The following is a 26,585-nucleotide window of genomic DNA, read 5'->3' on the forward strand; positions in this document are numbered from 1 at the left end:
GCTGGTGGGGACGGACGGGATGCCGGTCTGGCGGTGGGGGCCATGGCGGATCACCGGCCTCGGCGCGGGGCGGAGTGGGCGGTGACCGTCGCCGGGACCTGTGGTTGCTGCGGTGACGCGTGGCTGAACAGTCCGCCTGGCGTGGCCGTGGTCCGCCGCAGAGCCACCGCTGCCCGTATGTCCTGGGATTGCGCACGTGGCTCGGTGTAGGTGCGGGTGGCCGTCGCGGTAGGAACAGGGGTAGGACGCGGTGTGACGGCCGGATTACCCCAGTGCTCGGCGGCGGCATAGACCGGACCGAGGGCTTGGCCCGCTTCGGTCAGGGTGTAGGGGTCGCCGTGGCGCGGTCCGGTTCGGGTCACTAGCCCGTCGAGCTGGAGTCGGTGCAGCCGGTAATAGGCGAGGCCGTTGTCCAGCCCGGTCTCTTCGGCGATGTGGGCGAACCGCATGGGGCCGTTGGCGGTGTCGAGGAGCTGGATCATCGCAGTCGTGTTGCGCAGGTACAGACGGCGTACGGCGTCTTCGACGCGCTCGGCACCGGCTGCGGTACCGAGCGGAATATGGGCCTGGGACCACTCGGAGAGGGCATGGTGGACCGGTGCGAGTGACTGGCCGAGCGCGCTGAGCTGGTACGGGGCGCCAAAACGTGTATCGGGACGGGTTACCAGGCCGTCCGCGTGCATCTGGAACAGGCGCTTGCTGACGAGGTTGAGACGGATGAACGGGAGCTGCGCGGCGACATCGCGCACACGCATGGGGCTGCCGTCCTGCGCGAGCGTCTGCGCTGTCCAGGTTGTCCACCTGGGCGCGATCAATGTGAGGGCTTGCTCCACCCGCTGGGCGTCGACGGAGCCGATCAGGGAGAGGCCGGAGTGGGAGGCGGTGGTCATCGCGGTAACTCCACATGCGGTAGGGAAAGTTCGGTGAGGGTGACGCGTCGGGCTCCGGGGCGAGAACCTGTTACAGGTGGGTTCGTTCGGTGCGCAGGCGGTGGAGGACGGCGCCGAGGCGGCGGTTGCTGGCGTGGATGCCGTGGTCGTGCAGGGCCTGGCGCAGGGTGTCGCGGTTGAGCCGGGGCAGGCGGGCGGCGACCTGACGGGCGGCGGCCATCAGCTCGTCGGTGTCTGGCGCGGTGTGTGTCCGCCGGGCGGAGGCGGGGTGGTACGTGGACTGTTCCAGCAGAAGGCGGACATCGAGGAGGTCCCAGAGGGCCTCGGCCTGCGATGCCTCTTGCCGTTCCAGGTCCGCGAGGCGGGTGGCGTAGCGCAGGACGAGGTCGTCGAGGCCGTGCTCCGCAGTGCGGTAGCGCTGCCAGGCCGCGTCGAGATCATGGCGTGCAGATCGGGCCTCGGTGTCGGTCCGGGTGAGGCCGCCGAGGCGTCGCAGCAGGACGGGCAGGACCGGGTCGTAGAAGTGACCGGAGGCGTTGCCGCGTCGCAGGTCTTCCAGCGGGCGGCCGTACCGGTGCTCGACCAGACGGCGGGCGTAGATCACGGTGGACATGGGGGACGTCCCTTCCTGGGGGGAGATCAGCGGGAACGGGAAGGCTTGGTGGCCGCGCTGGTTGCGGGTGCGGCAGCCGGATCGGCGGTGGCGCCGGAGATCGCCACGGTGTTGCTGCGGCTGAGGGCGGCGGACATGCGCGGCGTGGCCGTCCGTGCGTCGCGAAGGGGCCGCTTCGCCCTGCGGTGTGAGCGAGAGGAGCTGTCCGGGCCGGTAAAGTGCCTCGCTGGTGTCCTGGTTCAGTAGCCCGTCGGCGACCAGCCGCTGGACGGTTTCGGGCCAGACCTCTGGGATGGGGCGCGGGCCCCGACCGTCGGAGAGATAGATGTAGCCGTGGACCCCGCTCTGGTGGAATCGAAGCCCGCCCGCCTCCACGGCTTCAAGGGCACCGAGCCGGCGGTCACCCGAGATGGCCCAGTCATCGTCCCGGCCGGAGTCCTGTTCCTTGTTCGGGCCGTGGACCGGCGCCTTCGAGGGCTGCACGGCGTTCGGCTCGGGCAGGAGACGACGGTACGTGGATATGGACTGGGCGAGCCGCTCGTGGGCTGTACCCCGGCGCGCGATGAGCTGCCCGATCTGCGGGACCGCGGTGCGCAGCAGTGCATCGGCGACACGCGTACCGCCGAATTCGCCACGCCCGACGGGTTCGAGCAGTGCGACGGCGGACTGGGCGGCGCGGGTCAGTTCGCCGTGCAGCTCGTCGACGTCGCGGGCGGCCTCGACGACCATCCTGCCGGCCTGGCCGACCAGGCCGAGCGGATCGCTCAGCGGGCGGTTGTTGCTCAGCGCCCAGGGGTCCTCAACGCCGAACTCCTCGGCGACCAGGTGGGCTCCGGGCCGGTTGGCCGCGTCGTGGGGGTTCATTCGGCCGTCTCCATCCGGGCCAGGAGGGTGCGGACGAGGGTGGGCAGGCTGCCGGGGCCGTCGCCGAGCCGGACATGGTCCGTCGCTTCGCCCAGCACGTACTGGGCGTCTTCGAGCAGCCCGCTGGAGATCTCGGTACACGCGTCGGTGATACGGGAAGCGGCGAGCAACGCCTGGGACAGCACCTGGACGTACGCGCCGGGGGTGAGGCCGGCCGCTTCGGCAGCGGTGCGGATGGCTGCCACCTCCAGCACACTGAACCGGAAGCCTGACTCGGCCGGTTCGGCGGCGGCAGGCGGGATGGAGGCCGGGTCCGGTGGTGTGGCGGGGAGGCCGGCGCGGGTGCAGATCTGGTCGACCGAGGTGGTGAGTTCGGCGAGGGACTCGGTGAGCCAGCCGAGTGCGGAGGCGAAGGAGGCCAGGGTGAACAGCCCTGCGGGGGTGGCCGGGAGGGGTTCGTCGAAGAACTCTTCGAGCCGGTCGTTCAGCTCGCCGATCACCCGGGGCCCCGCGGACAGCGCACCGAGGACGGGGTGCAGGTAGGACCGGCCGGCGGGGGTGGGGTACTCGGCGCTCAGGATGCCGGAGATGCTCTGCGCTGTGTCGGTGAGCAGCCCGGCCAGTTCCGCGCGCGTCAGAGAGGTGCGGTCGGCGCTCATCGCAGGGCCCTTCGGGGATCGGCGGCGGATGCGAGCCGGACGGGCGCCACAGGCGTGGCGGCGGACGTGACGGGGGTCTGCTTGCCGGTGTGGTGGGAGCGGGAGCGGGCCGCTCGAACGCGTGCCTCGGTGGCAGTGCCAGTGTCGGCGGGCCGGTTGAGGCCGGTGCGGTGGGTCCGGAGTTGAGCGGTGCGGTAGACGGCGTAGTCCTCGCGGGATCCGGCCGCGACGAGGTACACCTCGCGGGCATACCGGGAATCTGGTGGCGCGGGGCGGAACTGGACGACCAGGCGGTGGGAGGCGAAGACGGTGCCGGCGCCGAGGTACACCTTGTGGAACCCTTCGAGGCGCCCCTCAAGGCGCTTCGCGACGCGCTCCCCGTGGACGAGGTCCTGGAGATGGAGGAGCGCCTGGTCGCGGATGGGGTCGGGGAGTTGGCGCAGGTCGGTGAGGGCGTCGGGGTGCGCGGCGAACGCGAGGCGGGCGCGGCTCACAACGGCCTCGGCAACGACGTCCGTACCGCTGGGCTCGTCGCCGGCGCGGCGCCACGGCTCGCGTCGGTCTGCGAAGGCACCGAGCCGGAGGAGCGGGTGAGGGCAGCACGGGTGCGCGAAGCTGCCGCATCAGCGTGATACTCCGGCGGCTCCGGCAAGGGGCCGTGGCGGTAGAACAGCCAGTCCATCGCCGCTTCTTCATCGGCGAACGCGCCCTCGCGCAGGGTGTACGTATCGGCGCCGAGGCTGCTGGTTTCCAGGAAGACCCTGACCGGATCGTGCACGGCGCGCTGGTCATGGACCATGGTCCACGCCTCGTACGGGTAGTCGTGCGAGGCATAGGTGTGCAGGACCTCGTAGTCGCCGACCGAGTCGCGGATCCTCTGCTCGGCCTGGACGGTGAGGTCGTCCGCGGGTGCGACGCCGGTACGGTCCGGGATGATGGGCTCGGGCGGGCAGCCGCGTTCGATCAGCCAGCCCTGGGCGAAGGCCAGGCCGGCGTGCGGGGCCGATTCGAACGTGAACGTACCGGCGCGCGGATCCCGGGTGATCCTGACCGAGACGAGCTGCGGCTGGCCCGGTACGCCCCAGGTCACCGAGAGGTCGTGGGCGATGAGGTAGCTGTGCGATCCGGTGGGAGTGTGGTGCTCGGCCAGGACCGCGAGGTCCCCGGCCCACACGCTGCTCTCGGCGTCTGCGGAGGCGGTGTCGGCGGGCTCGAATCCGTCGAGGCGGAAGTCGGTTTCGGTGCTCACCGGACCGCCCCGGCTGTCTCGGGCGCCGGGGTGGTAAGGACGCGGTGGTTGGGGCGTGTTGGGCTGGTGGTGCAGGCCGCGAAGGGCCCGTCCGGGGCACGCAGGTGGGCCAGGGTGTGGTCGAGGTGGTCGCGGTGCCAGGTGGAGGGACCGGAGAGGCCGGCCTCGGCGTCGGTGAGCTGCTGCCACGCGAGCCAGAGGGCGTGCAGGCGGGCGACGGCCTCGGGATGCTCGTGCCACTGGTCACACCAGGGACGGGTCGTGCTGATCTCCCGGCCGTAGACGGGCAGGAAGAGGTAGTTCACCCAGTCGGTGAGCGCCGCCAGCTCGGTGACGTACGCCTTGCCGTCGAGGGCGAGGATGAACACGGACGCCGGACCGTCATCACCTTGTCCGGCGCCAGTGTCCTCGGCACTGGGAACGGTTTCGGCGGTCGGCCGGGCCGCGGGCTCGGTGGGGGGTTCGGTGCCGAGGCGGTCGAGGATGACGCCGTGGTGGCGGACCTCGGCCATGGTGCGGGCGAGCGTGGTGGCGAGGTCGTCGAGATCCTCGTCGGGGACACGGAAGTCGGGTTCGGGGGTGGCCGTGCTGGGGTCTGACATGACGGATCCAAGAAGTGAGAGCGAGCAGGGCGGGACGGGGTGCTCGGCGCTCTTCTGCAGTTCACGGCAGTGCTCCATCGGTTCGAAGGCGGCATGGGGAAGAGGATCCGCGGACTCCGGGATTTGGCCCGGCCGGGAAAAGGCGGTAGGAGGCCGCTACGGCGTGGTGCAGCGGGGGCAGCGCGGGAATGGCGGAGCCAGCAATTCCATAGCACGGGTGGCTTGTTGGGGGATGACGCCGTTGCCGAGGGCGGTGAGCTGCGCTGGCCGGCCGAGTCCCCGGGTGCCGGTGACCCAGCCGGATGGGAGCCCCTGCATCCACTCGACGAACTCCGCACGCAGGCGTCCGCCCGCGTCGGTAGGCGGCGGTGCAGGCCGAGTGAGCGTCTCCCATCGGGTGACCGCGGCGCCGTACGGTCCCCACAGGCCGTCGGCTCCCCGGTCTCCAGGCTCGTCTCGGACCACAGCGGCAGGACGTCCGCCGACAACTGCGGACGTCGGCTGCTCCCCGGGCTGCGGCCAGGCATGCCCGTGCGGTCCCGATGGGGTGTCGGCAGCAGCGAGGCCGCTGCCGAGGGGAGCGTCATGTCGCCGTTGCCGTGGCGCTGGTTCGGTGAACCCTTGATCCCGTCCGACGCCTTCGGCGTGGGCAGCAGCCACTCCACCTCGTCCGCGAGACTCGGGCCATGGCCGCCGCTCTTGCGTTTCGCGGGGTGCTGGGAGCCGCCGTTCTTGCCGATGTTGCTCGTCGGGGTCTTGAGGAGTGGGTCCGGCGGGCCAGGCGGTGAGGAAGGTCCGCTCGCGGCGGTGCGGGGCTCCGACATCGGAGCCGCGTAGCACGAGCCACCGAGCGTCGTACCGGAGGTCGGCCAGGGATCCGAGTACGGCACCAAGTGCCCGCAGAGGAGGCTGATCTGGGGTGTCTCCCAGACACCACGGGCAGAATTCCACGTCGCCAGGGGAACCGGCGGGCGAGGTGAGGAGTCCGCGGACATTCTCGATCACCACCAGGCAGGGACGGAGGGCTTCGACCGCACGGGCGACGTGCAGCCACAGCCCCGAGCGGGTACGGGCGTTGAGTCCGGCCCGGCGGCCGGCGACCGAGACGTCTTTGACACGGGAAACCCGCCGTCAGGACACACACCCGCTCGACATCGGCCCAGTTGACGGCGCTGATGTCGCCCAGGTTGGGCACGTCAGGCCACTGCCGGGCCAGGATCCGGGCAGCGTCGGGGCTGGTCTCGGCGTGCCAGGCGACCCGGCCGCCGAGGGCGCCCTGCACGCCCAGGTCCAGGCCCCCGTACCCGGAGCACAGCGATCCGATCAGCGGACCGTGCGAGGCATTCGTCTCCACGTCATCGGCCCCGTACGGACGCCGGGAGGCCCGCTGTCGCAGAGGCTGTCTTCGCGGGAGCCGGTGGCGGTGTTGTGCTGGCGGTGGTGTGGGACCGGCTGAGGGCGGCCCGGAGCCGTACGGACGGGGGCGAGAGTGTTGTCGAGGCGGCGTGGAGCCAGGTGGCCGCGTCGTGCAGGGCGTTGTTGGCGGTGGCGAGCGCGTCTTCTATGACGTGGACGGCCGATTCGCGGGCTTCGCGTACCCAGGGGTGGTCGTGTGACGGTTCGGTCTGGGCCAGGACGGCGAGCTGGTGGTTCACGGCGCCCAGGGCGGTGACGGCCTCGCCGGCGGGCTCGACGGCGGAGGCGAACGCGGTGATCACCTCGTGGCTGTGCGGCGCCCGGTCCGGGGCGGTGGCGCGGGTCAGGACCTCGTCACTCAACTGGGTTGTCAGCTCGCCGAGGTCAGCGATCAGGCGGCAGACGGCCGTGGGTTCAGGTGAGCGGTGCGCGTCGCCGAGCACCGGCAGCCGGCCGCGCTGGGCGTCGAACGACGACGCCATGTCACGCAAGGCCAGCGCGTCGGTGGTAGGGGTGTTGGCCATGAAGTGCTCCAAAGGGTGAGAGGCAGACGGACCGGGCCGGGTGGTTCAGACGGGGGTCCGTGAGGAGGGGCGCCCGGCCGGTGGCGTGGGCGGAGCGCCGGGGCGCTGCGAGGGCCGGGACGGTGGTTGCGGTGTGCTGCGGGCGAGCGCGGCATGGACCCTGACCGGCGGGGATGTGTCGGTGGCGGTGGGCGCGGGGGCGGGCGTTGGCCCAGGGACATCGCATGCGCTCTGCCAGCGGGCACGGACCTCGTCGAGCGGGCCGAGGGCATACAGGGCATGGCTGATGAGCCGCCCCGGGGCCAAGGTTTCGTCCTCGGCCAGCGCCCGGACGGTACGGGCAGTGGCGGCGGCAGTGCGGGTGAGGGAGGAACGGATGACCTGTTCGCCGAGCCACTCGGCGCTCCCGGCACCCACGCCGTCGCAGATCCCCGCGAGCTGCTCGGCGGTCAGTGTGCCGTCGGCGAGCAGACCGCGCCGCTGCGCCTCCCACAGGAGTGTCATCCGGTCGATGGGCTCACCGCGGTGATGCAGCGCGCCCAGACATTGGTAGAGGTGGGCGTGGGCGGGGTCCGCGAAGTCGACCGGCCGCAGCCAGCCGACCACCTCATCCATCGCCCCGGACCGCTCGGTCAGCACCGCCAGGAGGAACCGTTCGTCCTCGACCGCGTCGTCCGTACCGGCGAGCGCGGGCTCGGCGGCTGCGGTGGCGGGCGGTGTGGTGGGGGCTTGTGGGCGTGGTTCGGTTCCCCAGCGGCGTGCGAGATCGCCGAGCACCCCGGCCAGAACATCCGCCTGATGCAGTGCGCCCTCGACATCGCCCCGCAGGGCGTCGGCGCGCGCGGCCTGGTGCAGACGGACCGCGTGTTCGGTGACGGTGCGGTGAATCGCGCCTTCGAGCACCATACGGCCATACAGCGGAGCATTCCCGGAGCGGGGGCACGCCGCGATCAAGGCGTGGGCGTAGGGGGCGGTGAGTCCGCGGACATGGCGGCTCGCCTCGGCGACCGTGTCGGTCACCCACGACAGCGGCACCACTGCCTTCGCCTTGGTTGACACTGCGGGGTGGGCGTTGGTGTGGAGTGTGCGCATCGTGGTGAACAGGGCTCGGTGGACCGGCCGGGAGAAGTGCTCCGGCGCTAGCCAGCCCAGGCGCCCGAGCTGGTCCGGGTCGAGGAGAACAGCGCCGAGGACCGCCTGTTCGGCGCGCAGCAGCGGATTCACCGCTGCCCCCGTGGAGGGGAGGCGGGGGATTCGTGCTGCTCGTCAAGGAGGTCGGCGACGGCCTGGTCGGCGGCGGCGAGCGCCGTGGCGAAGCGGTCCAGCTCCCCGGTGAAGACCGGGTCGGCGGCGAGGACCGAACCGGGACCGCTGATCAGCCACCACCGGCCGTCGCGCCGTACGGCTGGCGAACCGGCCAGCCGTACGGAGTGCGGAGTGGGGAGGGAAGGGATGGGTGAGGACATGAGGAACTCCGGGACCGTGCAGGGGGATGGGGAGTCAGGCCGTGAGGTTGAGGTCGGCCTGGGTGGGGACGCCGGAGCGGCACGACCAGGGCGAGCAGCCTTCCGGCTCGCCGAGTTCCAGCTCCGTATCGGCGACGGCGTTGAAGACGTCGCTTTGGCGGGCGGACCATTCGTGGGCGGTGACATGGTCGATCGGCGCCTGGTCCAGGGGCCGGCGGCTGCGGTGCAAAAACGCCTGGCCCAGCAGCGGCTTGCCTTCGGCGGTCGTCGGCGCGTTGCCTGTACGGATCGCGGCGTCGAACTCGACGACGTCGCGCCACTCGTCCGGGGAGCTGTCGCGCAGGACCCTCCACTGGGCGTTGCCGTGGTACGGGCACCCCAGGCATGCACTTTTCGGGGTGTTGCCGAAGCCGTGCGAGCGCAGCATCCGCAGGCAGTCCGCGCGGGAGAGGCCCCGCTCGATGAGCGGGAAACGGTTCTTCATGTAGGCGACGTCGGCGTCCTTGGCCCGGTGGAACTCGTCCACACTGATGCCGATCCACTGCTCGACGAACATCCCCGCCGGGATGCGCTGCGGGTGGGGACGGCCGAGCAGCTCGCGGACCTTCTCCTTGATCGGCCGGATTTTGTACTGACCCGTGCTTCTCTGCACTTCGCTCGAATGGGTGACGAGGTATGTGGTGGGCATGGCAGGCTCCATTTCTGACGGATCGGCTCATGGGTTGCTGCAAGGTGGGGAGGTGGCCGGCGCTGGGGATGTCCCCACTTCGACGTCGGCTGCGGGAAACATCTCCCGGACGTGCGAGTGCTGGCTTGCCCAGGCGCTGTCGTGCTGCTGGGGCGAGACGGTGTGGCGGATGCCCGGGGCAGTTGAGGCCGTTATTTCCGTGCATGGACGGATGGGCATCGCCTAGCCTGCTCCGCATGCCCGCCAACACCACGCACGCGAAGCGTGACGACCGGCCTGAGGAATCCCGGCGAGTGCGCCTGAGCCAGACGTTCGATGAAGATGCGGAGTTGTACGACCAGACCAGGCCCGGCTACCCGTCGGAGCTGTATGACGACCTTGCGGAGTTCGCCGGTGCCTGCCCGGGTAGCCGAGTACTGGAGATCGGCTGCGGGACCGGGCAGGCCACGGTGCCGCTGGCCGAGCGAGGCTGTCGGATCACGGCCGTCGAGGCAGGACCGAGTATGGCCGCAGTCGCCCGCCGCAACCTGAACGGGGCCGCGGGGGTAGAGATCGTTACGGCAGACTTCGAGAGTTGGCCTCTTCCGGAGGATTCGTTCGACGTGGTCTTCGCAGCGACCGCTTTCCACTGGATCGACCCGGCGGTAAGAATGGCGAAGGCTGCCGAGGCGCTGCGTCCGGGCGGGGCGCTCGCTGTGGTGCGGACCCAGCATGTGAGGGGTGGTACCGAGGAGTTCTTTGTCGAGGTGCAGCGCTGCTATGAGCGGTTCGATCCGGACACGCCGCCTGGGTTTCGGCCTCCGGAAGCCGCCGACATCGACGGCTCGGACCACGCCCAGGAGGTCGTGCGGAGCGGTGCGTTTGGTCCCACGGTCTTCCGCCGTTACGAACGGGACCTTACGTACACCACGTCGGAGTATCTGAGGCTGCTTCAGACCTACTCCGGTCACCGTGCTCTTGCAGAAGCTGCCAGGAACGGCTTGCTGGGGTGCATCGCGGACCTGATCGACGGGCGATACGGCGGTCGGGTGACCAGGCGGTATCTCATCGAGTTGGCGGTGTCGCATCGGCGGTGACGCCGTTTGGCACACCGTGACACCCTCCGTGGCCACAGAGCACGAGGGGCAAAAGGTCCAGTTTGTGATGGCTCCGCTCAGGAGGCGCACTGCTTGCTGAGCGCCCGAGTCGTTCGGCTGGTAGGCCCAGAAGCCGCCCAGGTCACTCCAGCCCGGCCCCGCGAACGGCGGGGCCGACGGCTCCGGGGCCGGTACGGGTGTGCCGCGGTCGGCGACGGTGAACAGATCGATCAGCGTCTCGTCGTTCAGCGCGTTCTTGACCAGCCCGAGGACCTCGGACGCGTCCAGTCCCTCCCGGGCTTCCAGCACACCGATGACATGCCGCAGGGTCCGCAGTGTGTGCCGCGCGTCCTCGGGGGCGATGAGGTCTTCGGCCGGGCCGGATTCCTTCAGCTCCAACCGCACCCGTAGGGCTGCCGAGCGCAGCCCGTCCATCTGCTGGGGGCCGGGCCGGTCGGGAAGCTGCTCGACGCGGTAGAGAAGGGCGTCGAACGGGCGCATGTGCTGACGTACGGCGTGCTGTGCGTAGCGGTCGGCGTGTTCCCTGAACGCGCTGGTGGCGGCGGTGCGGACCCCGTCGTCGTGCTTGCGGAGGGAGGTGAGCAGGCTCATGTAGCGGTCGCGGGTGTCGATCTGTTCGCGCAGGACCGACTCGTACGCCGCGTTCAGCAGCTCCAGATCCGAGAGCCCGGCAGCGGACTCCTCCCCGTACCGCACGGCCTGATCGCGCAGGGCGGCCACGCGGTCGGCGGCGGGGGCGTTCCACACGCTCATGCCGACAGCCCGAAGTCGTCACGGCGGCCCGGGGACTTGGCGAGGGCCCGCTCGGTGATCGCCTGCGTCGCGCGGGCGGATGCCGGGCCGACCGTCTTCGCCGAAGGCTGGTCGTACCAGGGCCGGAGGTCCAGCATGGCCGCTCGGATACCGGTCGCGAACAGCAGCGCCCGCCCCTTGGGCAGCGCGCGGATCGCGTCCGGAGGCAGGATCCGCTCCGTACGCATGCTCACGGAGGTCGACTTGCCGCTGTCGCTGGTGGAGACGGAAGTGGTCTGGACGTCATGGTCGCCGATCAGTCGGGACAACCGGTCGGCGAAGTCGCTGTCGTCGATGCCGGAGCCGATGATTTTGACGGTGGCGGCGGACCACAAGGCATCCATCCCGGCTTCGCCCCAGCATTTCTGGCCCTGCCGGTAGGACTGCAGGATCGTCATCGGGATGACACCCCGGGAGCCCAGGTGGGAGTAGAGGTCGGGGAGATCGGAGATCTTGCACACGTTGGCGGCCTCGTCCAGGACGCACAGCGCGGGCGGGTCCAGCCGCCCGCCCGAGCGCTCCGCAACGACCACGGCCGCGCGCATCACCGCGTCGGCCGCCGCCGCGATGATCGCCGACGCAGAGCCGCCCCCATCCTTGCTCAGCAGATACAGCGTGTCGCGGGAGGTGGCGAACGCGGAGGGCCGGAACTCAGGAAGATGCTTGGCGGGGGTGACCCAGGCGGCGACATCGGGATCGAGGAGGCAGCTCGCGTACTGGCGGGCGGTCTCGTAGATGCCGTCGCGGGTTTCGGTGGCGCCGCTGACCGTGCCCTGGAGCTGGGCTGCGACCGCGTCGTGGCTGGCGTCGGTGAGCAGGTCCACCGGGGTGCGGTCGGCGGGTGAGGCGAGCCAGGCCAGGACGTCGGTGATCGGGCGGTGGTGGCCGGCGGCGGCCAGGAACAGCGCGCCGAGGGTATTGCTGGCGGCGGTCGACCAGAAGTCGGAGCCGCTGGACTCGTCCACACTGGCCGCGACAAAGTGCCCGGCCAGACGCTTCGCCCCGGCGAGATCCTGGGCGTCGGCCAGGATGTCCCACCACATCTCCCGTGGATGGTGGGCGATCTGCTGCGGATCGAGCGTCCACACCGTGCCGACCTCGGCGCGGGCGTCGACCGTGGCGGTGAAGGCGTCGTTGGCTGCCTTGTTTGAGGTCAGCAGGACCGGGCCGGGCGCGGCGAGGATTGCGGGGATCGCGAGACCGGAGGTCTTGCCGGAACGCGGCGCCATGATCGCGACAAGAACGTCCTCCCAGGAGGCGCGGACCTCGGCGCGTCCCGGCGAGAGAGTCCCGACGAGGATCCCCCGGTCCGCCGGGGCGATCTCCTTTGTCTTGAGCTTGGCCAGGGTCGGCCGCAGGCTCTTTGCCTTGGCGGTGATCTCTTTGTCCAGCAGTGGCGCGAGATCCGCCTTGCGGGCAAGGCCGTTGCGTGGACCCCGCCACCGTGCCCACAGGACCAGCCCGGTGACGGTGAGGGAGAGGGCGAGTAGACCGGGGACGATCCGGGCGCCGATCAGTAGAGCACCGGGGCTCAGGTGGGGCCACAGCTCGTGGGGGTGCAGTAGTGCGTCGGTGGCTGCGAAGGGCACCCAGGGGCCCGTACCGGCAAGGGAGTTGGTGAGGTTGCCGGTCAGCCAGGCGAGCGAGCCGACGGCCATGGCGGCGCCGAGAACGCCGAAGAGGAGGTAGAGGAGCGCGTCGGTCCCGGTGGTGGCCGAGGGCGCGCGGGTACGCGGAGCGGGCATGGCAGATCCAGGAGTTGGCGGCGGGCAGCGGACGGGGGCGGTGCGCGCGGCGCTCTTGTACTGGTCATCACGGGTGTCTCCTGTTCAGGCGGGTCGGGCAGAGGGGCTATCGGGTCCGGGGAGGCCGGATCGGTGAAGCCGCCGGCGGCTGGGCTTCGGTACGCACAGCGGCGGAGGGAGTGACACCCTGGGCGGCGGACCTGGGGGAGGCGGCGTCGGCGGCTCGCTGCTGATTGGGCTCGGCGTGTGGGCGCCCGACAGCAGTTGACTCGGCAGGGGCGCCGGGTGCCGGGAAGGTGTCGTCGTTGCCTTCCCGGGTGCGCAGGATGTGGACCATGTCCTGGTGTTTCGGGTCGCTGAGGGCGGCCGGGCACGCGGCGATTCCGGCGTAGGCGTCGTCCAGTTCCTCTGCCGCTTCCCGCAGCAACTGGGTGCAGACGGCGAGGCGTTGCCACACCTCGAAGACCGGGTTGTGGAAGGGGTTGTCGAAGTTCAGCCGCGACCGGGTCCAGTCAGCGGTGGTGGCGACGAGTTCCGTTACCTGGGGGAGGGCTCCGAAGAGAGGGCTGGTGATCTCCTCGACCATCCGTGCCACATCGGCGGGTGCGGTGGTCTCGGTGAGACGGATGAGCATTCCCGGCACGGAGTATGGGGCGGGCCTGTTGGGTGGTGAGGCTGTGGTGGGTTCATTGCTGTGGGCGAGCCGGATGTTGTGGGCCATGGCGGCGCCGATCGCGTCGCCGATAGTCGGGTGAAACTCGGGCACGGGTCCTCCTTGGTCGGTACGGGCTGTGGGTGTGGGGGTAATGCCGAGAGGGTGAGGAGCGCGGCGGAGCCCTCCTGGCCCGGGGCGGTTGCGGGCCGGCGGCGGTTCAGGCGGCGTGGGGCTCGACGGCCAGGGTGAGCTGTTCGGTGATGGACGCCAAGCGGCTGCGTGCGTCACCGGGACTGTCGGCGGTGACGATGAGGAACCCGATGCGGGCGGCGCCGGGGAGTGCGGTGGGCGGGAGACATACCTGGTCGCCGATGTCGCGCAGCCAGGTCACCTGGTGCAGCCACGGATGTGACGGGCCCGGTACGGCCGGGAGATGGCGGGCGGTGAGGGTGCCGGCGACGGGGGGATAGAGCAGTGTGATCGCGGCGGTGGTGTGCGCGGTAGGGGTGAGGTCAGGGGCGTTTCCGCAGGCGATGTCGGCGGCGATGCGGGGCAGGTCGAGGCCGGCGGCGAGACGGACGAGTTCGCCGATCATGTCGCCGCCGATACGCGCGTTGACCTCGACGATCCTCGGCCCGGTCGCGGTCAGGCGCATCTCCACATGCTGCACCCCGTCCGTCACACCGAGGGCCCGCAGCGCGCGGGCGGCGACCGGGGCGACGTCGGGCAGGAGCGGGTCGCCGGCGGTGACGGTGTGACCGACTTCCTCGAAGTACGGCGCGAAGCCAACGTCCTTACGGGTGACCGCGATGACGGTGGTCACGCCGTGCTGGGTGACGCACTCCACGGATATCTCCGGCCCGTCCAGATACTCCTCGACCAGTACGCCGCTGCCCTCCCGCCCCTGCTCCCCGGCCCCGGATACAGCGAACTCCCACCCGGCCGTGAGGTCTTCGGGGCTGTCGATACGGATGACGCCGATGCTCCCCGCGTGGGAAGAAGGCTTGAGCACGACAGGGAAGCCTGTGCGGTGCGCGGCGGCGGTCGCCTCCGGCAGGGTATGCACGCGGGTGGATGTCGCGGACGGCACGTTGTGCTGGGCGAAGTGACGGCGGCTGGCCGCTTTGTCCCGGGAGGCGTTCATCGACGCGACCGTGTTGCCCGGCAGCCCGAGCCGGGCGGTGAGGTGCGCGGTCGCGACGAGGGCGTATTCGTCCCAGGTCAGGACTCCGGCGATGGTGTGGCGTTCAGCGAGCGCGAGTCCGGCGGCGATCACCGATGTGGGGTCGCGGGGGTCGGCGACCTCGTGGTCGACGACCAGGTCCTGCTGCCAGGTCGGCGGCTTGGCGTCGATCAGCGCGACCGGGTACGCGGCGGCAGTCTGTTCCATGCAGTAGCCGCGCAGCACCGGGTCCGTACCACCGACCACGATCAGAACCGGATCAGCGACAAGGGTGGACCGTGACATGGAAAGGCCTCCGTGGAAGGGGAGTTGGGCAGGAAGGTGAAGGAGGACCGGCCGGGGGCGCGGTCGTGTGAGGGTGTTCACGGGGTATCGACCGGTACGGCGGGATCGCTGGCCTGCGTATCGGCCGGAGCCGTGTGAGCTGGGGCCGGGCCGGATGCGCGGACCGGCGACGGCGGTGGATTGCCCTCGGCGCGGTGTCGGCGCAGGCCGGCGAAGCACGCGCCCAGCACGACGCCCTGGACCACGGCGCACGCCAGCAGCAGGTGAGGAAGGCCGGCGGCGGGCACGGCGGCAATGAGGATTCCGGCGGCGGGGAAAGGCAGGAGGAGCAGGATGATCGTGACCGCAAGGGTGGAGCCGAACGCGCGGGCGGGGATGAGACGGCCGCGCAGCGTGCGCAGGACCACGGTCAGCACACCGTCGGCGGCCATCAGCACCGCGACCACCACGGTGTAAGAACGGAAGCCGGGCACGAAAGCGATGGCCAGGCACGCCGCGGTGGAGAGGGCGGCGGCTGCCGCGCCGACCGGCCACACCTGCCAGCGGCCGATGGCACGGTGGGCGGCCCAGACGGCGATCAGGGACGCAACGGCCGCCAGACTCCACATCCAACCCACGTCCACAGCGGACCGGTGGTACTGGTGAATCACGGTGATGGGTGTGGCGGCCTGGAGGACGCCGAGGGAGAGGTTGGAGGCGGCCAGACCGCCCACCAGCCAGGCCAGCGCCGGGATGTGGCGCAGGGTCCGCCAGCCGGTCAGCAGGCTGCTGGGAACCGGACGGTGATCCACCGGAACACCGTGACCCCGCGCACCGACCGCCGCGGTCACGGCCAGGGCGGCGATGACCGCCATCAGCACGGGCGGACCGGCCAGCAGCACCAGACCACCCAGGAGCGGTCCGAGCAGCAGGGCACCCTGGTCGATACCCGTCTGCACCGCCTGAACCCGGTGCGCCCGCTCACCGGGCCGGCGGCCGGCTGCGGCGCCGAGGGTCTCGACCGCGACGAAGGACACCTCCGCCACCAGCCCCCACACAGACCCGAAGGTCATGACGACCCAGGTGGTCGCCGTACCGGTCGCGGGCAGTGCCAGCAGCACCCCGCCGACCACCACGACCACGGCGGCCCGGACGAGGTTGGCGGTACGGAAGGCCCGGCCGGCACCCCACCGGTCCACGAGCGACCCGGCGAACGAGAAGGACACCAGGCGCGGTACCCACTGCACAACGAACGCGACGCCCGTCAGCGTGGTCGAGTTCGTGGTGAGGAGCACCAGAAGCGGGATCGCGTACGAGGTAGTCATGCTCGCCAGGCCATCAGCGGCACGGATGAGGTAGGTACGCGTCAGGCCCGGTGAAGAGGAACGGGAGGAGAGCATCACGGTTCACCGGGTCCGCGGGCTGGGGCCCTGCGAGGGCGACGCGGGCGTGATGGACGCGGGCACCGACGCGCAAAGCGTGGGCGGCACGTTGGCCGAAGCGGGTGACGTGGCGCGGGCCGCGCCGGCGACGGCGCCCGCGCTGTGGGCGGCGGTCCTGGACCGGTCGCTGCTCTCCCGTTGCGGCGGGCTGTCGAGGATGCGTATCTCCGCAGCCGTTCCGGCCAGTTCCTCGCCGACGCTGGCGAGTTGCTCCGAGGCGGCGGTCAAGCGGTCGGCGAGTTCCCAGGCATCGTCGTCAAGGTCGGTGACCTGTTCCCCGGCGGCTTCGAGGGCCTCCTGAAGCCGGACCAGAACACCGTCGGCCGAATCGAGGAGCTGGTCGACCGCATGGGCGGCCTCGGCAGCGTTCGCGGCACCACGGATGTTGTCCGTCAGCCGCAGGACCTGCGCTCCGGCGACATAGGCCCCGTACGGGTCGGCCGGGGTGGTCAGTCGGCTGGTGTCGAGGGCGGGATCCAGCTCGACGCTGTACCGGGCAGCGCGGAGCATCTCAGCCGCGTGGGAGGCGACGGAGGCGCGGTCAGTTTGGGGTGTGGTGGTCTGCAGCCGGTGGCGACGGCCGTACCAGTCCTCGATCTGGCGGAAGCCGGCGTGGGTGAGGAGCGCGGCGGACAGGTTGTCGCTGGCGCCCTTGGCCGTGACGCTGCCGCTGGGCTCGATGCTGAAGGTGATATTGGGGGCAGGCACGCGCAACTCCTGGAAGCGGGGTGTTGGGTGTGGGGATGGGGGCAGGTGGCCGAGTTCGGTGGCGATGCGGTGGCATTCGGCCTGGACGCGGAAGGCGTCGCGGTAGGTGTTGTGGAGGCTGCCGTCCTCGCGGGCGAGGGTGGCCACGACGTAGACCCGGTGGGGCTGGTTGCGCAGGGCGATCCAGCGGCAGGCGTCGGGATCGCCGTGCGGGGCGATGCCGGTGGTGATCACCATGCGGTGAGCGACCTTGGCCCACTGGGTGTCGGTCAGGTCGGGGTGGCGGGGGTCGGCACGGACCGAGCAGACCCACACCGGGTGCCCGGGTGCCCGGGTGCCGAGGCGTTCGACGGGCGCGTCGAGGGCGCGGGCCAGGTACGGCAGAGCGTCGCCTTGCGCGGGGACCTCGACCGGGGTGTCGTGGCAGTCACCCGTGATCAGGCGAGGGTTGATGTGCTGGCCGCGCTCGCCCGGCCTGTACAGATAGGCGAGCAGGCCGGCGGTGTGGCCATAGCGCTGCAGGCGTGCGAGCACGGCGTCTACCTCGAACGGTGAGTAACGGGCGCGAGCCCGGTGGTCGGACGGTCAGGAAGAGGATCCGGAGGTTCCGCGGTTTGGCCCGGCCGGAGATGAGTGGTAGACGCCCGCGGTCAGGGCCGCCCGCCGAGGCGGTGGTCGTAGGCAAACCTCGTGCAGGCGGAGCGCGCGGAGAGGGCGTCGTTGTGCAGGCGGGCCCAGCGGCCGTCCGCGCGGATGACGGTGGCGACGATGTCGAGCCCGTCGGCGGTGTTACGCAGGGCGACGGGCCCTCCCGGGGCGGGGCACCGGGCGGTGTCAGAAGTGGGGGTTCTCGGCGGACCGGTCCCGGTCGGTGGCCGCCTGGAGCAGTCTCAGCGTGTCCTGCGGATGGCGTCTGTGGCCGCCGTGGCGATGGCGGCGGGAGCGCTGGAGGGCTGGGGCAGGTGCAGCAAGGTGGTTCCCGGCAAGTGGTGGGACTTGGCGGTGAGGGTGAGCTGGAGTACGGCGCAGCCGGCGGTCGTGAGCTGCTTGACGCGGGTGACGGCTTGAGCGGTTTCGTCGCTGCCGTACCGGGCGTCGGTGACGATCACGAGGAGGCGGCCGGCGCCGGGGCGGCTGAGTGCGAGGCCGTGGTCGAGTGCGTCGATGGCGTCGCCGAGGTTGTGGTGGCCGCCGTTGGCATCGAACGTGGTCACGCGCTCTGGTGCCCGGTGGGTGGGTCGGGTCAGTGCGGTCAGGTGCCTGTCGTAGGCGATGGTGGCGGTGAAAGAGTCGGGGCCGGTCAGGGCTGCTGCGCGTGCCACGATCCAGGCGGCGGACGCGACGGGCGCGCAGGCGGCACGCATGGAGCCGGAGACGTCGACGGCGATACCCACACGCAGCGGTGGGGTGGGGGAGTTCCGGCGGCGGGTGTGGGTGAACGGTTCCGCGGTGGGGACCGACCCGGCCGCGCGCTGAGCGTCGCGGGCGAGGGCCGCGCGCATGTTGAGGCGGCCGGGCGGGGTGGGGCTGGTGGTCCGCTCCTCGGTCCGCTCGCGGTAGGCGGCGGCGCGCAGGGCGCGGCTCAGGCGCGCGGCGGCACTCTGCTCGGCGGCGGTGGGCCTGCGGGTGCCGGTGACCGGGTTGCTGCCGTAGGGCGCCGGTGTGCCGTCGGGAGCGACGGTGGTGCCACGGGCGTTGAAGACCGACTTGGCGGTGGCGGCGGCTTTGCGTCGCTGGCCGGCCCGCTGGGCGCGGTCCTGAGCCTGCGTCTTGGACTGCGCGGCCATGGCGTTGGCCGCTGCGGCCTGTGCCGCGAGGTCGGCGGCGTCGGTGGCTGCCGTGCTGTCCATGACGACCCCCACGGCGCCGGACAGCAGATCGGTGAGGTTCTCCGGCACGGGCAGGGCGGGGGCTGCGGCGTCCAGAGCGTCGCACCATTGTTGAGCGTGCGCGAGCATGGTCGTGGCGTCGTGGTCGGCGCACTGATGGGCTGCGGTCCAGATGCGGGTGAGTGTGGCCAGCAGGTCTGCGCCCAGCACCTTTTCGCACAGATCGGCGACGGCCCGGGTCTCGCCGGCGTCCAGGATGCCGACGTCACGGCGGCCGAGGATCAGGGCCGCCACGGCGGCGGCGTGCTCGATGCCCTGGAGGGTGGGGTGGGCGATGTCGGGCATGACCAGGGTTCGGGTACTGGTGCGCAGGTACGTGCGGTCCGTGGGCCGCGTGATCAGGTGTGCGCCTTCGACGCGGCTCTCCTCCAGCAGGAGCGCGGCCTCGACGACACGGGGGTCCGCTCCGGCAGGCTGTGTCCAGACGGAGTGGGCCGCGTGCGCGGCCTCGTGGACGAACACTCCCCAGGCGGCGGGATACCGCTCCTCGTCGCCCACGATCCGCGGATTGATCTCGTGGGGCTGGAGCGGGGCGAACAGGCCGGCGTCGAACTCGACCTCGCCCAGAGTGGGGAAGAACGCGGCCGGTGCGCCGCTGCGCGTGCCGGGGCGGCAGGTGACGAGGAGGTCCTGGCGGCCGGAGAGGGCGACCAGCCGGTCGCCGAGTTCGGCTCCCACGCGCAGCCACAAGTGCGGGGAGGAACGGGGTCGCGCGGGCGGGGCGCCGTCGTCGTCCCAGCGCGCGAGGTCGGCGTCGTCGTCCGGCGTGGTGGCGGGGGACTGGACGTGGTGGTGGGCGCTCATCGCGAGCGGCCCGGGTGTGCGGAGCCGGCGTGGCCCGGGGGCTGCCGGGCGGCTGAGGCGGGGAGCTGCTTGCCGAGGGTGAGGGGCGCGACCTCCTTGACGCCGACAGTCTTGATGACGGCGGCGGCGACGGCGTCGCGATCCTCCACAGGAGCGATGCCGACCAGGTTCGCGAGCGCGGCGTTGGTGCCGAGGACGGCCTCGGTCTTCTGGTAGCTGAGCAGTTCACGCAGTTGGGGGGCCCAGCCCAGCTCGCCGAGTTCGACCTGGTGGGCGAGGTGTCGGGCGACCCGGACCACCCGTGCATCGATCCTCAAGGCCAGGGCGAGGTCATAGTCCGTGCCGATCTGGATCTGCACGCTGAACCGGCTCGCGAGCGCCTCCGTCAACACCGCGCCGTGGACGCCGGGATTGTGGCCCGCCACCACGTAGAAGCCCGGCTCGGCCTTGATGGTCTCGCCCTTGTGGGCCTTGACCTGGATCTGCCTGCGCCCGTCCATCGCGGGATACAGCGCCGCCAGGACCTTCGGTGAGATCAAGGTGGCATCGTCGATCAGCAGGGCTCGGCCCTCGGTCATCGCGGTGACCAGCGGACCGTACTGGAAGACGTAGGCCCCCGCGTCGTCCTGCGTGTACTCGCCGATCAAATCGCCGACCGTGGTGTCGCCGTCACCGGCGACGGTGAGCAGGTCCGGGAACGCCGCCTCGACCAGACTCGTCTTGCCGGTGCCCGGAGGGCCGTAGAGCAGCACCGGCACCTCCGCGTCGCGCAAGCGATTCAACGCCTCGACGTCGGGCAGATCGGCCAGCTCCCGGGGGTGGTAGACCTGGCCCCCCGCGCGGCGGATCGGGCCGGCCTGCCTGGGCGTGGCTGCTGCGGGAATGGTCGTGCGGGCCGTGGCCGCCTGGGCGCGGGAAGAGTGGGTGCCCGGCGGGCTGATCACAGCGGTCTGCGCGGCTGCGGCGGTTTTCGCGTTCGCGCGGAACTCCGGTTGTCCGGTTCCGCTTTGGTCGGCCTCGCCGCGTCGCACCAGGGTGAGGGCGGCGTTGCGGACGGCGCCGTGGGAGTGGCCCAGCTGCCTGGCCATGTCCCCGATGGTGAGCGTGTCCGCCGGCCGGTCGGCCAGCAGCCGGGCCACCTTGGCCCGTAGTTCGCCGCCCTTGGTGCGCACTGGACTGGTAGGCGTTCCGGGTGTGGTCAAAACGGGCTCCCTTCAACAGGTGCGGGTGCGGGTGCGGGCGGGGCTGGCGACGTGCTGGAGAGGCCGGCCGCTCTCGGCGCGGATCACAGACTGTGCCGACATCGGCGACCGGGCCAACCGGGGCATACCGTCGGCGCTCACCGGCCGACCGAGGGCTCGGTCCAGGTGCAGGGGATGGCCGGCGACGAGCAGCTCGCCGGCTGCCGAGCAGGCCCGTGCGTCCGCTCCGTACCGGGTTCCGTCGCTCGGCATGCGCAGCCTGGTGTCTCTTCGAAGCCGGCCTGGAGCAGGATCCGCCGGGCGGCGGCGTTGTAGCCGGTGGTGGTGATCTCGCCGGTGATGGCGTGCCGGATCGTCATGAACGCCTCTGCTGGTGCCTCGGACAAGGCGGATCTCCTATCGGTGGTGGCGGGAAAGCGGTGGGGTGTTGGGCGAAGCCGAGCGGGCCCGGAGCTTCCAGCACATCGACGGTGCGTGGCTGGACCACGAACGATGGGCAATGACTGCCGACATGCCCAGGGCGGGCCTCACCGCCCCGCAGCTACCTGACTCGCCTCTCCGCACGTTCTGATAGCCGGGTGTACCAACAACGGCCATGGGAACGTCCCCATAAGGGAGTTGAAAGTCAGCGGTTGCGGGTGAACGCGATGCGCGGATCCACCGGGCGCGCCGCCGGGGCAGGGACGCCGGGTGCGGGGAGCGGCGGCTTGGCGGGCAGACCGGCGCGAGTGGGGCCGGCGGCGCGCGCGGCAGTGCTGACGCGGGACGTGGTGCCGACGAAGCCCTGGCCGCGCTCGTTGTGCGCTGCCGTCGTGGGCACGGACGGCCGACGCGCGGCTATCTCCTGGGCGAGCCGGGGGTGCAGGGCCACCTGGAGGCCGGCGCGTTGCATCGCCACGGTGGCCTGGGTGACCTTGCCGAGTGCTTCGCTGCGGTCGGTGGTGGCGGGCAGGGTGTAGATGTCGAGGCGGGTGTTGTGGCGCCATCCGTGTTCTTCGAGGGGCTGGCCGCCGATGCGGGCGTCGTCGTCGGCGGTGGCGGCGATGATGCCGAGCTGGGGATGTTCGGCGAAGGCGACGTCGGGCTCGACGCGCGCGGGCCGATCGTGCCGGGGAGCGGGGCGACGGTCCGTCAGGGGTTCGAACGCGGCGTCCGCGTCGACCCGGTAGCCGGCCCTGCGCAGATAGGCGACGGCTCGTGTGGCGCGGTCCTGCCCCCAGCGGGCCTGGTCGGTGAGGACATACAGGGTGGGGTGGCCGGGGACGGGGCGGAAGTCGAGGCGTTCGAGCATCCACTGGCCGGCAGGCAGGCGCTTGGGGTTGGCGGCGGTGATGCCGTACTGGGGGTGGTGCCCGATCGCGATGTCGGGAAGGGGGTGGTGCTCGGTGGCGGGCATGGCGGATCCATCCGGGACGGGCGGGAACGAGGGGACAGTCAGGCGCGGTCCCGGATCTGCGGGCAGAGGTCATCGGGGGTCTCCTGAGAGGCGGCGGTCAGCGGGAGCGCCGGGACGCCGACGGTGTGGCCAGGGCCGTGGCGGCGGACGGCGTGAGCACGGTGGCCGGGGCGCCTGCGTTTTGTGGCGGGGCGGTTTCGCGATAGGCGGTGAGCTGGGCCTGCCAGTTCGGTACGACGGGCGGGCCGAGGGCGCGCAGCCGCTCACTGGCGACGTGGAGGTCCTCGCTGATCTCGGTGACCCGCCTGGCGGCATCGGTGAAACGGCCGCCCAGATCCAAGCCGTCCTCGTCGTCGGCGGCGCTGGCCTGTTCGGCGGCGGCGTCGAAGAACTCGCTCAGCCTCGCCAGTACACCATCGATCGGATCGAGGACCTGCTCGGTGAGGGACGCCACCGTGTCGTACGTGTCCGCCGCCTTGAGCTGCTCGGTCAGGGACAGGACGTGCTGGCCGTGCACGCGGGCGCCGCGCGGATCGCTGGGGGCGGTGACGGGTGAGGCATCGAGGCGGGGGTCGAGATCGACCTGGTAACCGACTGCGGTGAGCATCCGGGCGGCGTGGCTCGCCATCTGGTTCTCGCGTTCTTCGCCCATGTCCCACGGCAGCCGGTACCACGGTGCGAAGCGGGGCGCGGTCTGGACATCGAACCCCGCCCGTTGGAGAAGGGCGGCGGCCAGTTCGTCACCGCCTTCAGCAGTGACGTTTCCGCTCTGCTGACGTGCGATCACGACATCAGGAAGCGCAGACATGGAGGGCCTCCAAAGGGCAGAGGGCCGATGATTCAGCCCGTGGCCTTGAGGATCCGGAGTTCTGGCGGTTTGGCTGCGCCGGGAACTGGTGGTAGGGACGGTCAGCGCGAGCGGTGCGCCGCAGGGGACACTGACGGTGGCGGCCTCGCCGGTCGGGTCTGGAGCGCATCGTGCTACCGGGTCGTGGACCCGTTCACCGGGCGCGGGCGGGGATGCGCGGGCAGGCACTCGTCGGCGTGGCGCCAGTGCCCGGCCGCTGAAGCTCAGCTCGTCGGCATAGTGCCAGTCTTCGACGTTGTGAAGCTCCACTGCTTGTTCCTAGTGGATTTCCCGCACGCGGGGCGGCTAGACAGTCAGGAGCCCGGCGACCTGTTTCCCAACGCTCACCTGTAGTTGAGCGTTGGTGCGCATCCTCGTTGTGTCACGACTGACGTGCCCCAAACGAGGCGTGACCCTAAGTGCCAGACAGTGAGTCATTGAGTGCCAATTCGTCGGCCGGTGAGACAACCTGTACGCGTACAGGACATACTTGACCACCACGTCCCAAAACTCTAGGCGCAGCGGGGGATCCTATGCATGCCAGTCCGGGCATTCACCTATTGGAACAATTGGTTTTCCCTGCTCGATATGAGGCTCTGTCTGCAAGGCTTGGGGCCGACCTTGCCTCACTGCTCGTGACTCCCGAGATTGAAACCCAAAACCTACTGGAGGATGCTGCGCGCGGACTTATGGCCAGAGGAGAAGGCCTTTTCCTTCCCATCTATGCTCCATCGGGAACCGGTAAAACAACTCTCGCTAATAATCTCGACAAATTCCTCCCTGGCCTTTTCCTGTCGACTATCGCTTTTTCTGGTAGTGTCAATGCGGAGGCTCTCCAGCGCGAAACCGTGCAGCATCTCAGCAAGTTTGCGGCAAATGACCAGCGTATCGTTCCGATTAATATCGACCACAGGGAAGGAAGCCCGCCGACCGGCGAGGAGCTTGCAGAGATTAAGAGGTTCCTGCGGCACCCCGGGAGTGGGGAGAAGTCTCTGATCCTGTGGCCCGATACACGGCAAGCTCTTTCCGATTCTATGTCCCGCGCGTACACGGACATCGCAGGAAAGCCGCCAGTCGAGTTGCCCGTAGCCATCTCAGGCCCTCCGAAGGAGACTTGGCGTGACATCGCCAAGACAACGCTCCGTCTTGTGAACGCCATCGACTCCCTCGAAGATCTTGGTGTTGAGCCCAACGACTACGACCCCAACGCGTTTACTTCTCTCGGAGGTTTCCTGCGGGAGATATCCGATGACTTTGCAAAGCTTGTAACCAGTATGCGCAGAGAAATGCGCAAGTCCCTTCGCCTGGCGATCCTATTTGCCAGCGAAAGTTCTGATGCCGGCATCCTCACCCATCTGACTAGCAGCAATCAGTTCGGCCTTCTCGATGGAAGTGCACTACTGGACTCTTCCCCCGACAGTGAGGTCGGAAAGTGGTGGAAGAGCAGAAGAGGTCTTCTCACAAGCACAATCGTAAGGCTAGATGCGCGAGCCTTCAGCCTACCGCCAAGCGCCTCTGTTGGAATTCTGCGCCGATATGGGTCGGATGAAATCAAGGATAGCTTGGCAAAGCTTGGCGTGCGACTTTCGGGGGAATCGACAGTAAAGCGCAACATTGAGCGCTGCGATCTAGGGAAATACCTACTGGGGCAGTCGAAGGCTATCCTGGAAACGAAAGGAACACCTACTACCACTTCGCTTCTGGCCTTCCAGTACCTCGCCGAGGCGGGCTTCACGTCGGGACGCGATAAGGTCCTGAACCACGCGATGGCGGATGCCCTAACCGACTTCTCCTCGGCGCTAGGACTCGGCTATACAACGAAATCGGAGAAGCAGCTCGACTTTTGTCCACTAATTCCCGACAATTCACTCAACTTCGAAAGGGAGGCGATTTGCCTGGAGTATACCTGGCGTGCCAGCGATTTCATGATCGCCAAAAATAGAGGGAATATCGCAGCTTATTGCTTGCGGAAGCTGCGGAACTACAGCCGAGAGCTTGGGTGGGCTCCTGAGTAGCGGTCAAGTGCGCTGTCGAGGCGTTGCGCCGTACTCCTTGGTACTGGCGGGTGTGCGGCTCGGGTGGCCATACGGGCGTCGGTGTCGAAGAGGTGGCGCTCGGCGGGGTGGAGGATGTGCTGGGTGATGAAGGAGCGGCCGGCGACTTTCCAGAGGCCGCGGCCTTTGGTGAGGGCGGAGACGGCCTGGGTTTCGACGCCGGTCAGGCCGAGGAGGGTTGCGGCGGCTGCGAGTTGGTCGGGTTCCTGGCGGTAGATGACGCGGGTGGAGCAGTCGGCGAGGAGGCCCTCGGCGAGGACCCGGCCGCGTGATCCGGCGTCGCCTGCGGAGAGCAGGTCGCTGAGGCGGTGGATGATCATGAGGTTGGCGATGCCCAGGCCGCGCGACAACTTCCACTGGTTCTGCATGCGTTCCAGCAGGCCGAGGTGGCGCATGACGCGCCATGCTTCGTCGTAGATGACCCAGCGCCTGCCCCCGTCGGGATCGGCGAGCGCCGATTCCATCCATGCGCTCGCGCAAGTCATCGCCAGCACCAGAGCGGTGTCATCGCCCGCCCCGCCCAGGCGGGACAGGTCGATGGACAGCATGGGCGTGGTGGGATCGAACGCGACGGTCGACGGTGCGTCGAACATGCCGGACAGGTCACCGTGCACGAGGCGCCTCAGGGCGTGCGCCAGATCCTGGGCAGCAGGCCCCATCCGTCCGGCCTGGTCGCCGAGGGCCCGGTCGAGGCGTTCGGGTGAGCCGAGGGTGTGCGCGATCTCGCCGAGCAGCGGCTCGGTGCCGCGCGCTTGGGCGTCGGCGACCACCAGGTCCAGGGCGAGGTCGAGGGCGGTGTGTTCCATGGGCTGCAGGTCGCGGGTGAGGACGGTGCGGGCGAGGGCGGCCAGGAGCAGGAGGCGTCGCTTGCGGACTTCGGTGGCCCAGTCGTCCTCGCTGACCGAGGCGGGGCGGGCGGGGGCGTCGAGGGGGTTGAGCCTGCCGGGCAGGCCGGGGCCGAGCGCGATGGTGTATCCGCCGAGCGCCCGCGCGACCGAGGTCCACTCGCCCTTGGGGTCGCAGGGGACGTAAACCCGGTAGCCGTGCGCGATCGACCTGGTCGCGATGGACTTGGCGAGCGCGGACTTGCCCATGCCGATGATGCCGGCCAGCACCGCGTTGGGGTTGGTGAAGCCCTCGATTCGGCCGCTGCCGTACAGCGAGAACGGGTCGTAGCAGAACGCCGCCTCCGCATGGACGTCACGGCCGATGAAGATCCCCTCCGCACCCAGGCCGCCCTCGGCGAGGAAGGGGTAGGCGCCGGACACGGTGGCGGTCGTCATCCGGTGCGCGGGCATGCGGAGCCGGCCGCCGCGCGCCGAGGCCGGTCCGGGGCGGCCTGATAGCGGATACGCCGGCCGCAGCTCTGATGCGTCGGCCTCCTCGTTGCTGCGCTTCGGCGTTACTCCGGCGAAACGGGCCTGCCGACGAGCCTCGGCGAATCCGGCACGCGCGGCCCGTTGCTCGGCGCGGGAGGTCTTGCGGGGGACGAAGAGGCGAGTGGCGGTGGCTCGGATCCTGGGCATGACGGACTCT

The 26,585-nt window shown here is 70.3% G+C and carries 24 protein-coding genes and 1 pseudogene; 2 read left to right on the forward strand and 23 right to left on the reverse strand.

Features of this window, described 5'->3' with window-relative positions; all coding sequences use genetic code 11:
• Window positions 1-50 precede the first annotated feature (50 nt).
• The 12 genes and pseudogenes from ACFYYH_RS08790 to ACFYYH_RS08845 form a co-directional block, all read right to left on the reverse strand.
• Window positions 51-890 carry a winged helix-turn-helix transcriptional regulator gene (locus ACFYYH_RS08790; protein WP_388547761.1) on the reverse strand — a complete coding sequence of 280 codons (840 nt, stop codon included), beginning with the start codon at window positions 888-890 and terminating at the stop codon, window positions 51-53.
• Between the two features lie 70 nt (window positions 891-960).
• Complete coding sequence (locus tag ACFYYH_RS08795; RefSeq protein WP_388547763.1) at window positions 961-2,367, reverse strand: hypothetical protein; 1,407 nt, start codon at window positions 2,365-2,367, stop codon at window positions 961-963.
• Window positions 2,364-3,026, reverse strand: coding sequence for a hypothetical protein (locus ACFYYH_RS08800; protein ID WP_388547765.1), 663 nt, complete (start codon window positions 3,024-3,026; stop codon window positions 2,364-2,366). The genes ACFYYH_RS08795 and ACFYYH_RS08800 overlap by 4 nt, the downstream gene beginning before the upstream one ends.
• Complete coding sequence (locus tag ACFYYH_RS08805) at window positions 3,023-3,520, reverse strand: hypothetical protein (protein ID WP_388547767.1); 498 nt, start codon at window positions 3,518-3,520, stop codon at window positions 3,023-3,025. Before ACFYYH_RS08805 ends, ACFYYH_RS08800 begins: the two co-directional genes overlap by 4 nt.
• Window positions 3,517-4,275 carry a glycosyl hydrolase gene (locus ACFYYH_RS08810; RefSeq protein WP_388547769.1) on the reverse strand — a complete coding sequence of 253 codons (759 nt, stop codon included), beginning with the start codon at window positions 4,273-4,275 and terminating at the stop codon, window positions 3,517-3,519. The genes ACFYYH_RS08805 and ACFYYH_RS08810 overlap by 4 nt, the downstream gene beginning before the upstream one ends.
• A complete protein-coding gene (locus ACFYYH_RS08815) occupies window positions 4,272-4,877 on the reverse strand; it encodes a DUF4913 domain-containing protein (RefSeq protein WP_388547771.1) in 606 nt (201 codons plus the stop codon). The genes ACFYYH_RS08810 and ACFYYH_RS08815 overlap by 4 nt, the downstream gene beginning before the upstream one ends.
• Window positions 4,878-5,033: 156 nt before the next feature.
• Window positions 5,034-5,933, reverse strand: a complete 900-nt coding sequence (locus tag ACFYYH_RS08820; RefSeq protein WP_388548113.1) for a DNA cytosine methyltransferase — start codon at window positions 5,931-5,933, stop codon at window positions 5,034-5,036.
• A 115-nt stretch (window positions 5,934-6,048) separates the two neighbouring features.
• Window positions 6,049-6,231 (reverse strand): annotated as a pseudogene (locus ACFYYH_RS08825) (DNA methyltransferase); the annotation flags it as partial.
• Window position 6,232: 1 nt separating this feature from the next.
• Window positions 6,233-6,817, reverse strand: a complete 585-nt coding sequence (locus tag ACFYYH_RS08830) for a hypothetical protein (protein WP_388547774.1) — start codon at window positions 6,815-6,817, stop codon at window positions 6,233-6,235.
• Between the two features lie 45 nt (window positions 6,818-6,862).
• Window positions 6,863-8,041 (reverse strand): DnaB-like helicase N-terminal domain-containing protein, encoded by a 1,179-nt coding sequence (locus tag ACFYYH_RS08835; protein WP_388547777.1) that lies wholly within the window; start codon window positions 8,039-8,041, stop codon window positions 6,863-6,865.
• Entirely contained in the window at window positions 8,038-8,283 is a 246-nt protein-coding gene (locus ACFYYH_RS08840; RefSeq protein WP_388547779.1) for a hypothetical protein, read from the reverse strand. The genes ACFYYH_RS08835 and ACFYYH_RS08840 overlap by 4 nt, the downstream gene beginning before the upstream one ends.
• 34 nt (window positions 8,284-8,317) lie before the next feature.
• The gene (locus ACFYYH_RS08845; RefSeq protein WP_388547782.1) at window positions 8,318-8,971 is read right to left on the reverse strand and encodes a hypothetical protein; all 654 of its coding nucleotides are present in this window, start codon (window positions 8,969-8,971) and stop codon (window positions 8,318-8,320) included.
• 236 nt (window positions 8,972-9,207) lie between these two features.
• Between ACFYYH_RS08845 and ACFYYH_RS08850 the strand changes: the two genes are divergently transcribed.
• The gene (locus tag ACFYYH_RS08850; RefSeq protein ID WP_388547785.1) at window positions 9,208-10,047 is read left to right on the forward strand and encodes a class I SAM-dependent methyltransferase; all 840 of its coding nucleotides are present in this window, start codon (window positions 9,208-9,210) and stop codon (window positions 10,045-10,047) included.
• 770 nt (window positions 10,048-10,817) lie between these two features.
• Here the strand turns inward: ACFYYH_RS08850 and ACFYYH_RS08855 are convergent.
• The 10 genes from ACFYYH_RS08855 to ACFYYH_RS08900 all read right to left on the reverse strand — a co-directional run bounded on the left by ACFYYH_RS08855 (window position 10,818) and on the right by ACFYYH_RS08900 (window position 22,956).
• Window positions 10,818-12,605: a type IV secretory system conjugative DNA transfer family protein gene (locus ACFYYH_RS08855; RefSeq protein WP_388547787.1), complete on the reverse strand. Its 1,788-nt coding sequence runs from the start codon at window positions 12,603-12,605 to the stop codon at window positions 10,818-10,820.
• 106 nt (window positions 12,606-12,711) lie between these two features.
• Window positions 12,712-13,371, reverse strand: a complete 660-nt coding sequence (locus ACFYYH_RS08860; RefSeq protein ID WP_388547790.1) for a hypothetical protein — start codon at window positions 13,369-13,371, stop codon at window positions 12,712-12,714.
• Between the two features lie 106 nt (window positions 13,372-13,477).
• Entirely contained in the window at window positions 13,478-14,728 is a 1,251-nt protein-coding gene (locus tag ACFYYH_RS08865) for an ATP-grasp domain-containing protein (RefSeq protein WP_388547792.1), read from the reverse strand.
• A gap of 77 nt (window positions 14,729-14,805) precedes the next feature.
• Window positions 14,806-16,107: an MFS transporter gene (locus ACFYYH_RS08870; RefSeq protein ID WP_388547795.1), complete on the reverse strand. Its 1,302-nt coding sequence runs from the start codon at window positions 16,105-16,107 to the stop codon at window positions 14,806-14,808.
• 6 nt (window positions 16,108-16,113) lie between these two features.
• Window positions 16,114-17,391, reverse strand: a complete 1,278-nt coding sequence (locus ACFYYH_RS08875; RefSeq protein WP_388547797.1) for a hypothetical protein — start codon at window positions 17,389-17,391, stop codon at window positions 16,114-16,116.
• Between the two features lie 356 nt (window positions 17,392-17,747).
• Window positions 17,748-19,550 (reverse strand): hypothetical protein, encoded by a 1,803-nt coding sequence (locus ACFYYH_RS08880; protein ID WP_388547799.1) that lies wholly within the window; start codon window positions 19,548-19,550, stop codon window positions 17,748-17,750.
• Window positions 19,547-20,689 (reverse strand): AAA family ATPase, encoded by a 1,143-nt coding sequence (locus ACFYYH_RS08885; RefSeq protein WP_388548115.1) that lies wholly within the window; start codon window positions 20,687-20,689, stop codon window positions 19,547-19,549. The genes ACFYYH_RS08880 and ACFYYH_RS08885 overlap by 4 nt, the downstream gene beginning before the upstream one ends.
• Before the next feature lie 200 nt (window positions 20,690-20,889).
• A complete protein-coding gene (locus ACFYYH_RS08890; RefSeq protein ID WP_384080023.1) occupies window positions 20,890-21,111 on the reverse strand; it encodes a hypothetical protein in 222 nt (73 codons plus the stop codon).
• A gap of 266 nt (window positions 21,112-21,377) precedes the next feature.
• Entirely contained in the window at window positions 21,378-22,148 is a 771-nt protein-coding gene (locus tag ACFYYH_RS08895) for a hypothetical protein (RefSeq protein WP_388547801.1), read from the reverse strand.
• Between the two features lie 97 nt (window positions 22,149-22,245).
• Window positions 22,246-22,956, reverse strand: coding sequence for a hypothetical protein (locus tag ACFYYH_RS08900; protein ID WP_388547803.1), 711 nt, complete (start codon window positions 22,954-22,956; stop codon window positions 22,246-22,248).
• Window positions 22,957-23,630: 674 nt separating this feature from the next.
• Between ACFYYH_RS08900 and ACFYYH_RS08905 the strand changes: the two genes are divergently transcribed.
• On the forward strand, window positions 23,631-25,010 hold the full coding sequence (locus ACFYYH_RS08905; RefSeq protein ID WP_388547805.1) for a hypothetical protein: 1,380 nt from the start codon (window positions 23,631-23,633) through the stop codon (window positions 25,008-25,010).
• Here ACFYYH_RS08905 and ACFYYH_RS08910 read toward each other — a convergent pair.
• Window positions 24,977-26,575: an ATP-binding protein gene (locus tag ACFYYH_RS08910; RefSeq protein ID WP_388547807.1), complete on the reverse strand. Its 1,599-nt coding sequence runs from the start codon at window positions 26,573-26,575 to the stop codon at window positions 24,977-24,979. The genes ACFYYH_RS08905 and ACFYYH_RS08910 overlap by 34 nt on opposite strands.
• Window positions 26,576-26,585: the final 10 nt, after the last annotated feature.

Origin of the sequence: Streptomyces sp. NPDC002018, assembly GCF_042890865.1 — a bacterium.
GTDB lineage: Bacteria > Actinomycetota > Actinomycetes > Streptomycetales > Streptomycetaceae > Streptomyces.

What these genes read in the sequence shown, in the direction of transcription:
- ACFYYH_RS08795 (WP_388547763.1), bottom strand. Translation starts at nt 2,367, where the DNA reads ATGAACCCCCACGACGCGGCCAACCGGCCCGGAGCCCACCTGGTCGCC.
- ACFYYH_RS08850 (WP_388547785.1), top strand. Translation starts at nt 9,208, where the DNA reads ATGCCCGCCAACACCACGCACGCGAAGCGTGACGACCGGCCTGAGGAA.
- ACFYYH_RS08800 (WP_388547765.1), bottom strand. Translation starts at nt 3,026, where the DNA reads ATGAGCGCCGACCGCACCTCTCTGACGCGCGCGGAACTGGCCGGGCTG.
- ACFYYH_RS08900 (WP_388547803.1), bottom strand. Translation starts at nt 22,956, where the DNA reads ATGTCTGCGCTTCCTGATGTCGTGATCGCACGTCAGCAGAGCGGAAAC.
- ACFYYH_RS08840 (WP_388547779.1), bottom strand. Translation starts at nt 8,283, where the DNA reads ATGTCCTCACCCATCCCTTCCCTCCCCACTCCGCACTCCGTACGGCTG.
- ACFYYH_RS08815 (WP_388547771.1), bottom strand. Translation starts at nt 4,877, where the DNA reads ATGTCAGACCCCAGCACGGCCACCCCCGAACCCGACTTCCGTGTCCCC.
- ACFYYH_RS08865 (WP_388547792.1), bottom strand. Translation starts at nt 14,728, where the DNA reads ATGTCACGGTCCACCCTTGTCGCTGATCCGGTTCTGATCGTGGTCGGT.
- ACFYYH_RS08895 (WP_388547801.1), bottom strand. Translation starts at nt 22,148, where the DNA reads ATGCCCGCCACCGAGCACCACCCCCTTCCCGACATCGCGATCGGGCAC.
- ACFYYH_RS08910 (WP_388547807.1), bottom strand. Translation starts at nt 26,575, where the DNA reads ATGCCCAGGATCCGAGCCACCGCCACTCGCCTCTTCGTCCCCCGCAAG.
- ACFYYH_RS08870 (WP_388547795.1), bottom strand. Translation starts at nt 16,107, where the DNA reads ATGCTCTCCTCCCGTTCCTCTTCACCGGGCCTGACGCGTACCTACCTC.
- ACFYYH_RS08845 (WP_388547782.1), bottom strand. Translation starts at nt 8,971, where the DNA reads ATGCCCACCACATACCTCGTCACCCATTCGAGCGAAGTGCAGAGAAGC.
- ACFYYH_RS08855 (WP_388547787.1), bottom strand. Translation starts at nt 12,605, where the DNA reads ATGCCCGCTCCGCGTACCCGCGCGCCCTCGGCCACCACCGGGACCGAC.
- ACFYYH_RS08890 (WP_384080023.1), bottom strand. Translation starts at nt 21,111, where the DNA reads ATGACGATCCGGCACGCCATCACCGGCGAGATCACCACCACCGGCTAC.
- ACFYYH_RS08830 (WP_388547774.1), bottom strand. Translation starts at nt 6,817, where the DNA reads ATGGCCAACACCCCTACCACCGACGCGCTGGCCTTGCGTGACATGGCG.
- ACFYYH_RS08790 (WP_388547761.1), bottom strand. Translation starts at nt 890, where the DNA reads ATGACCACCGCCTCCCACTCCGGCCTCTCCCTGATCGGCTCCGTCGAC.
- ACFYYH_RS08880 (WP_388547799.1), bottom strand. Translation starts at nt 19,550, where the DNA reads ATGAGCGCCCACCACCACGTCCAGTCCCCCGCCACCACGCCGGACGAC.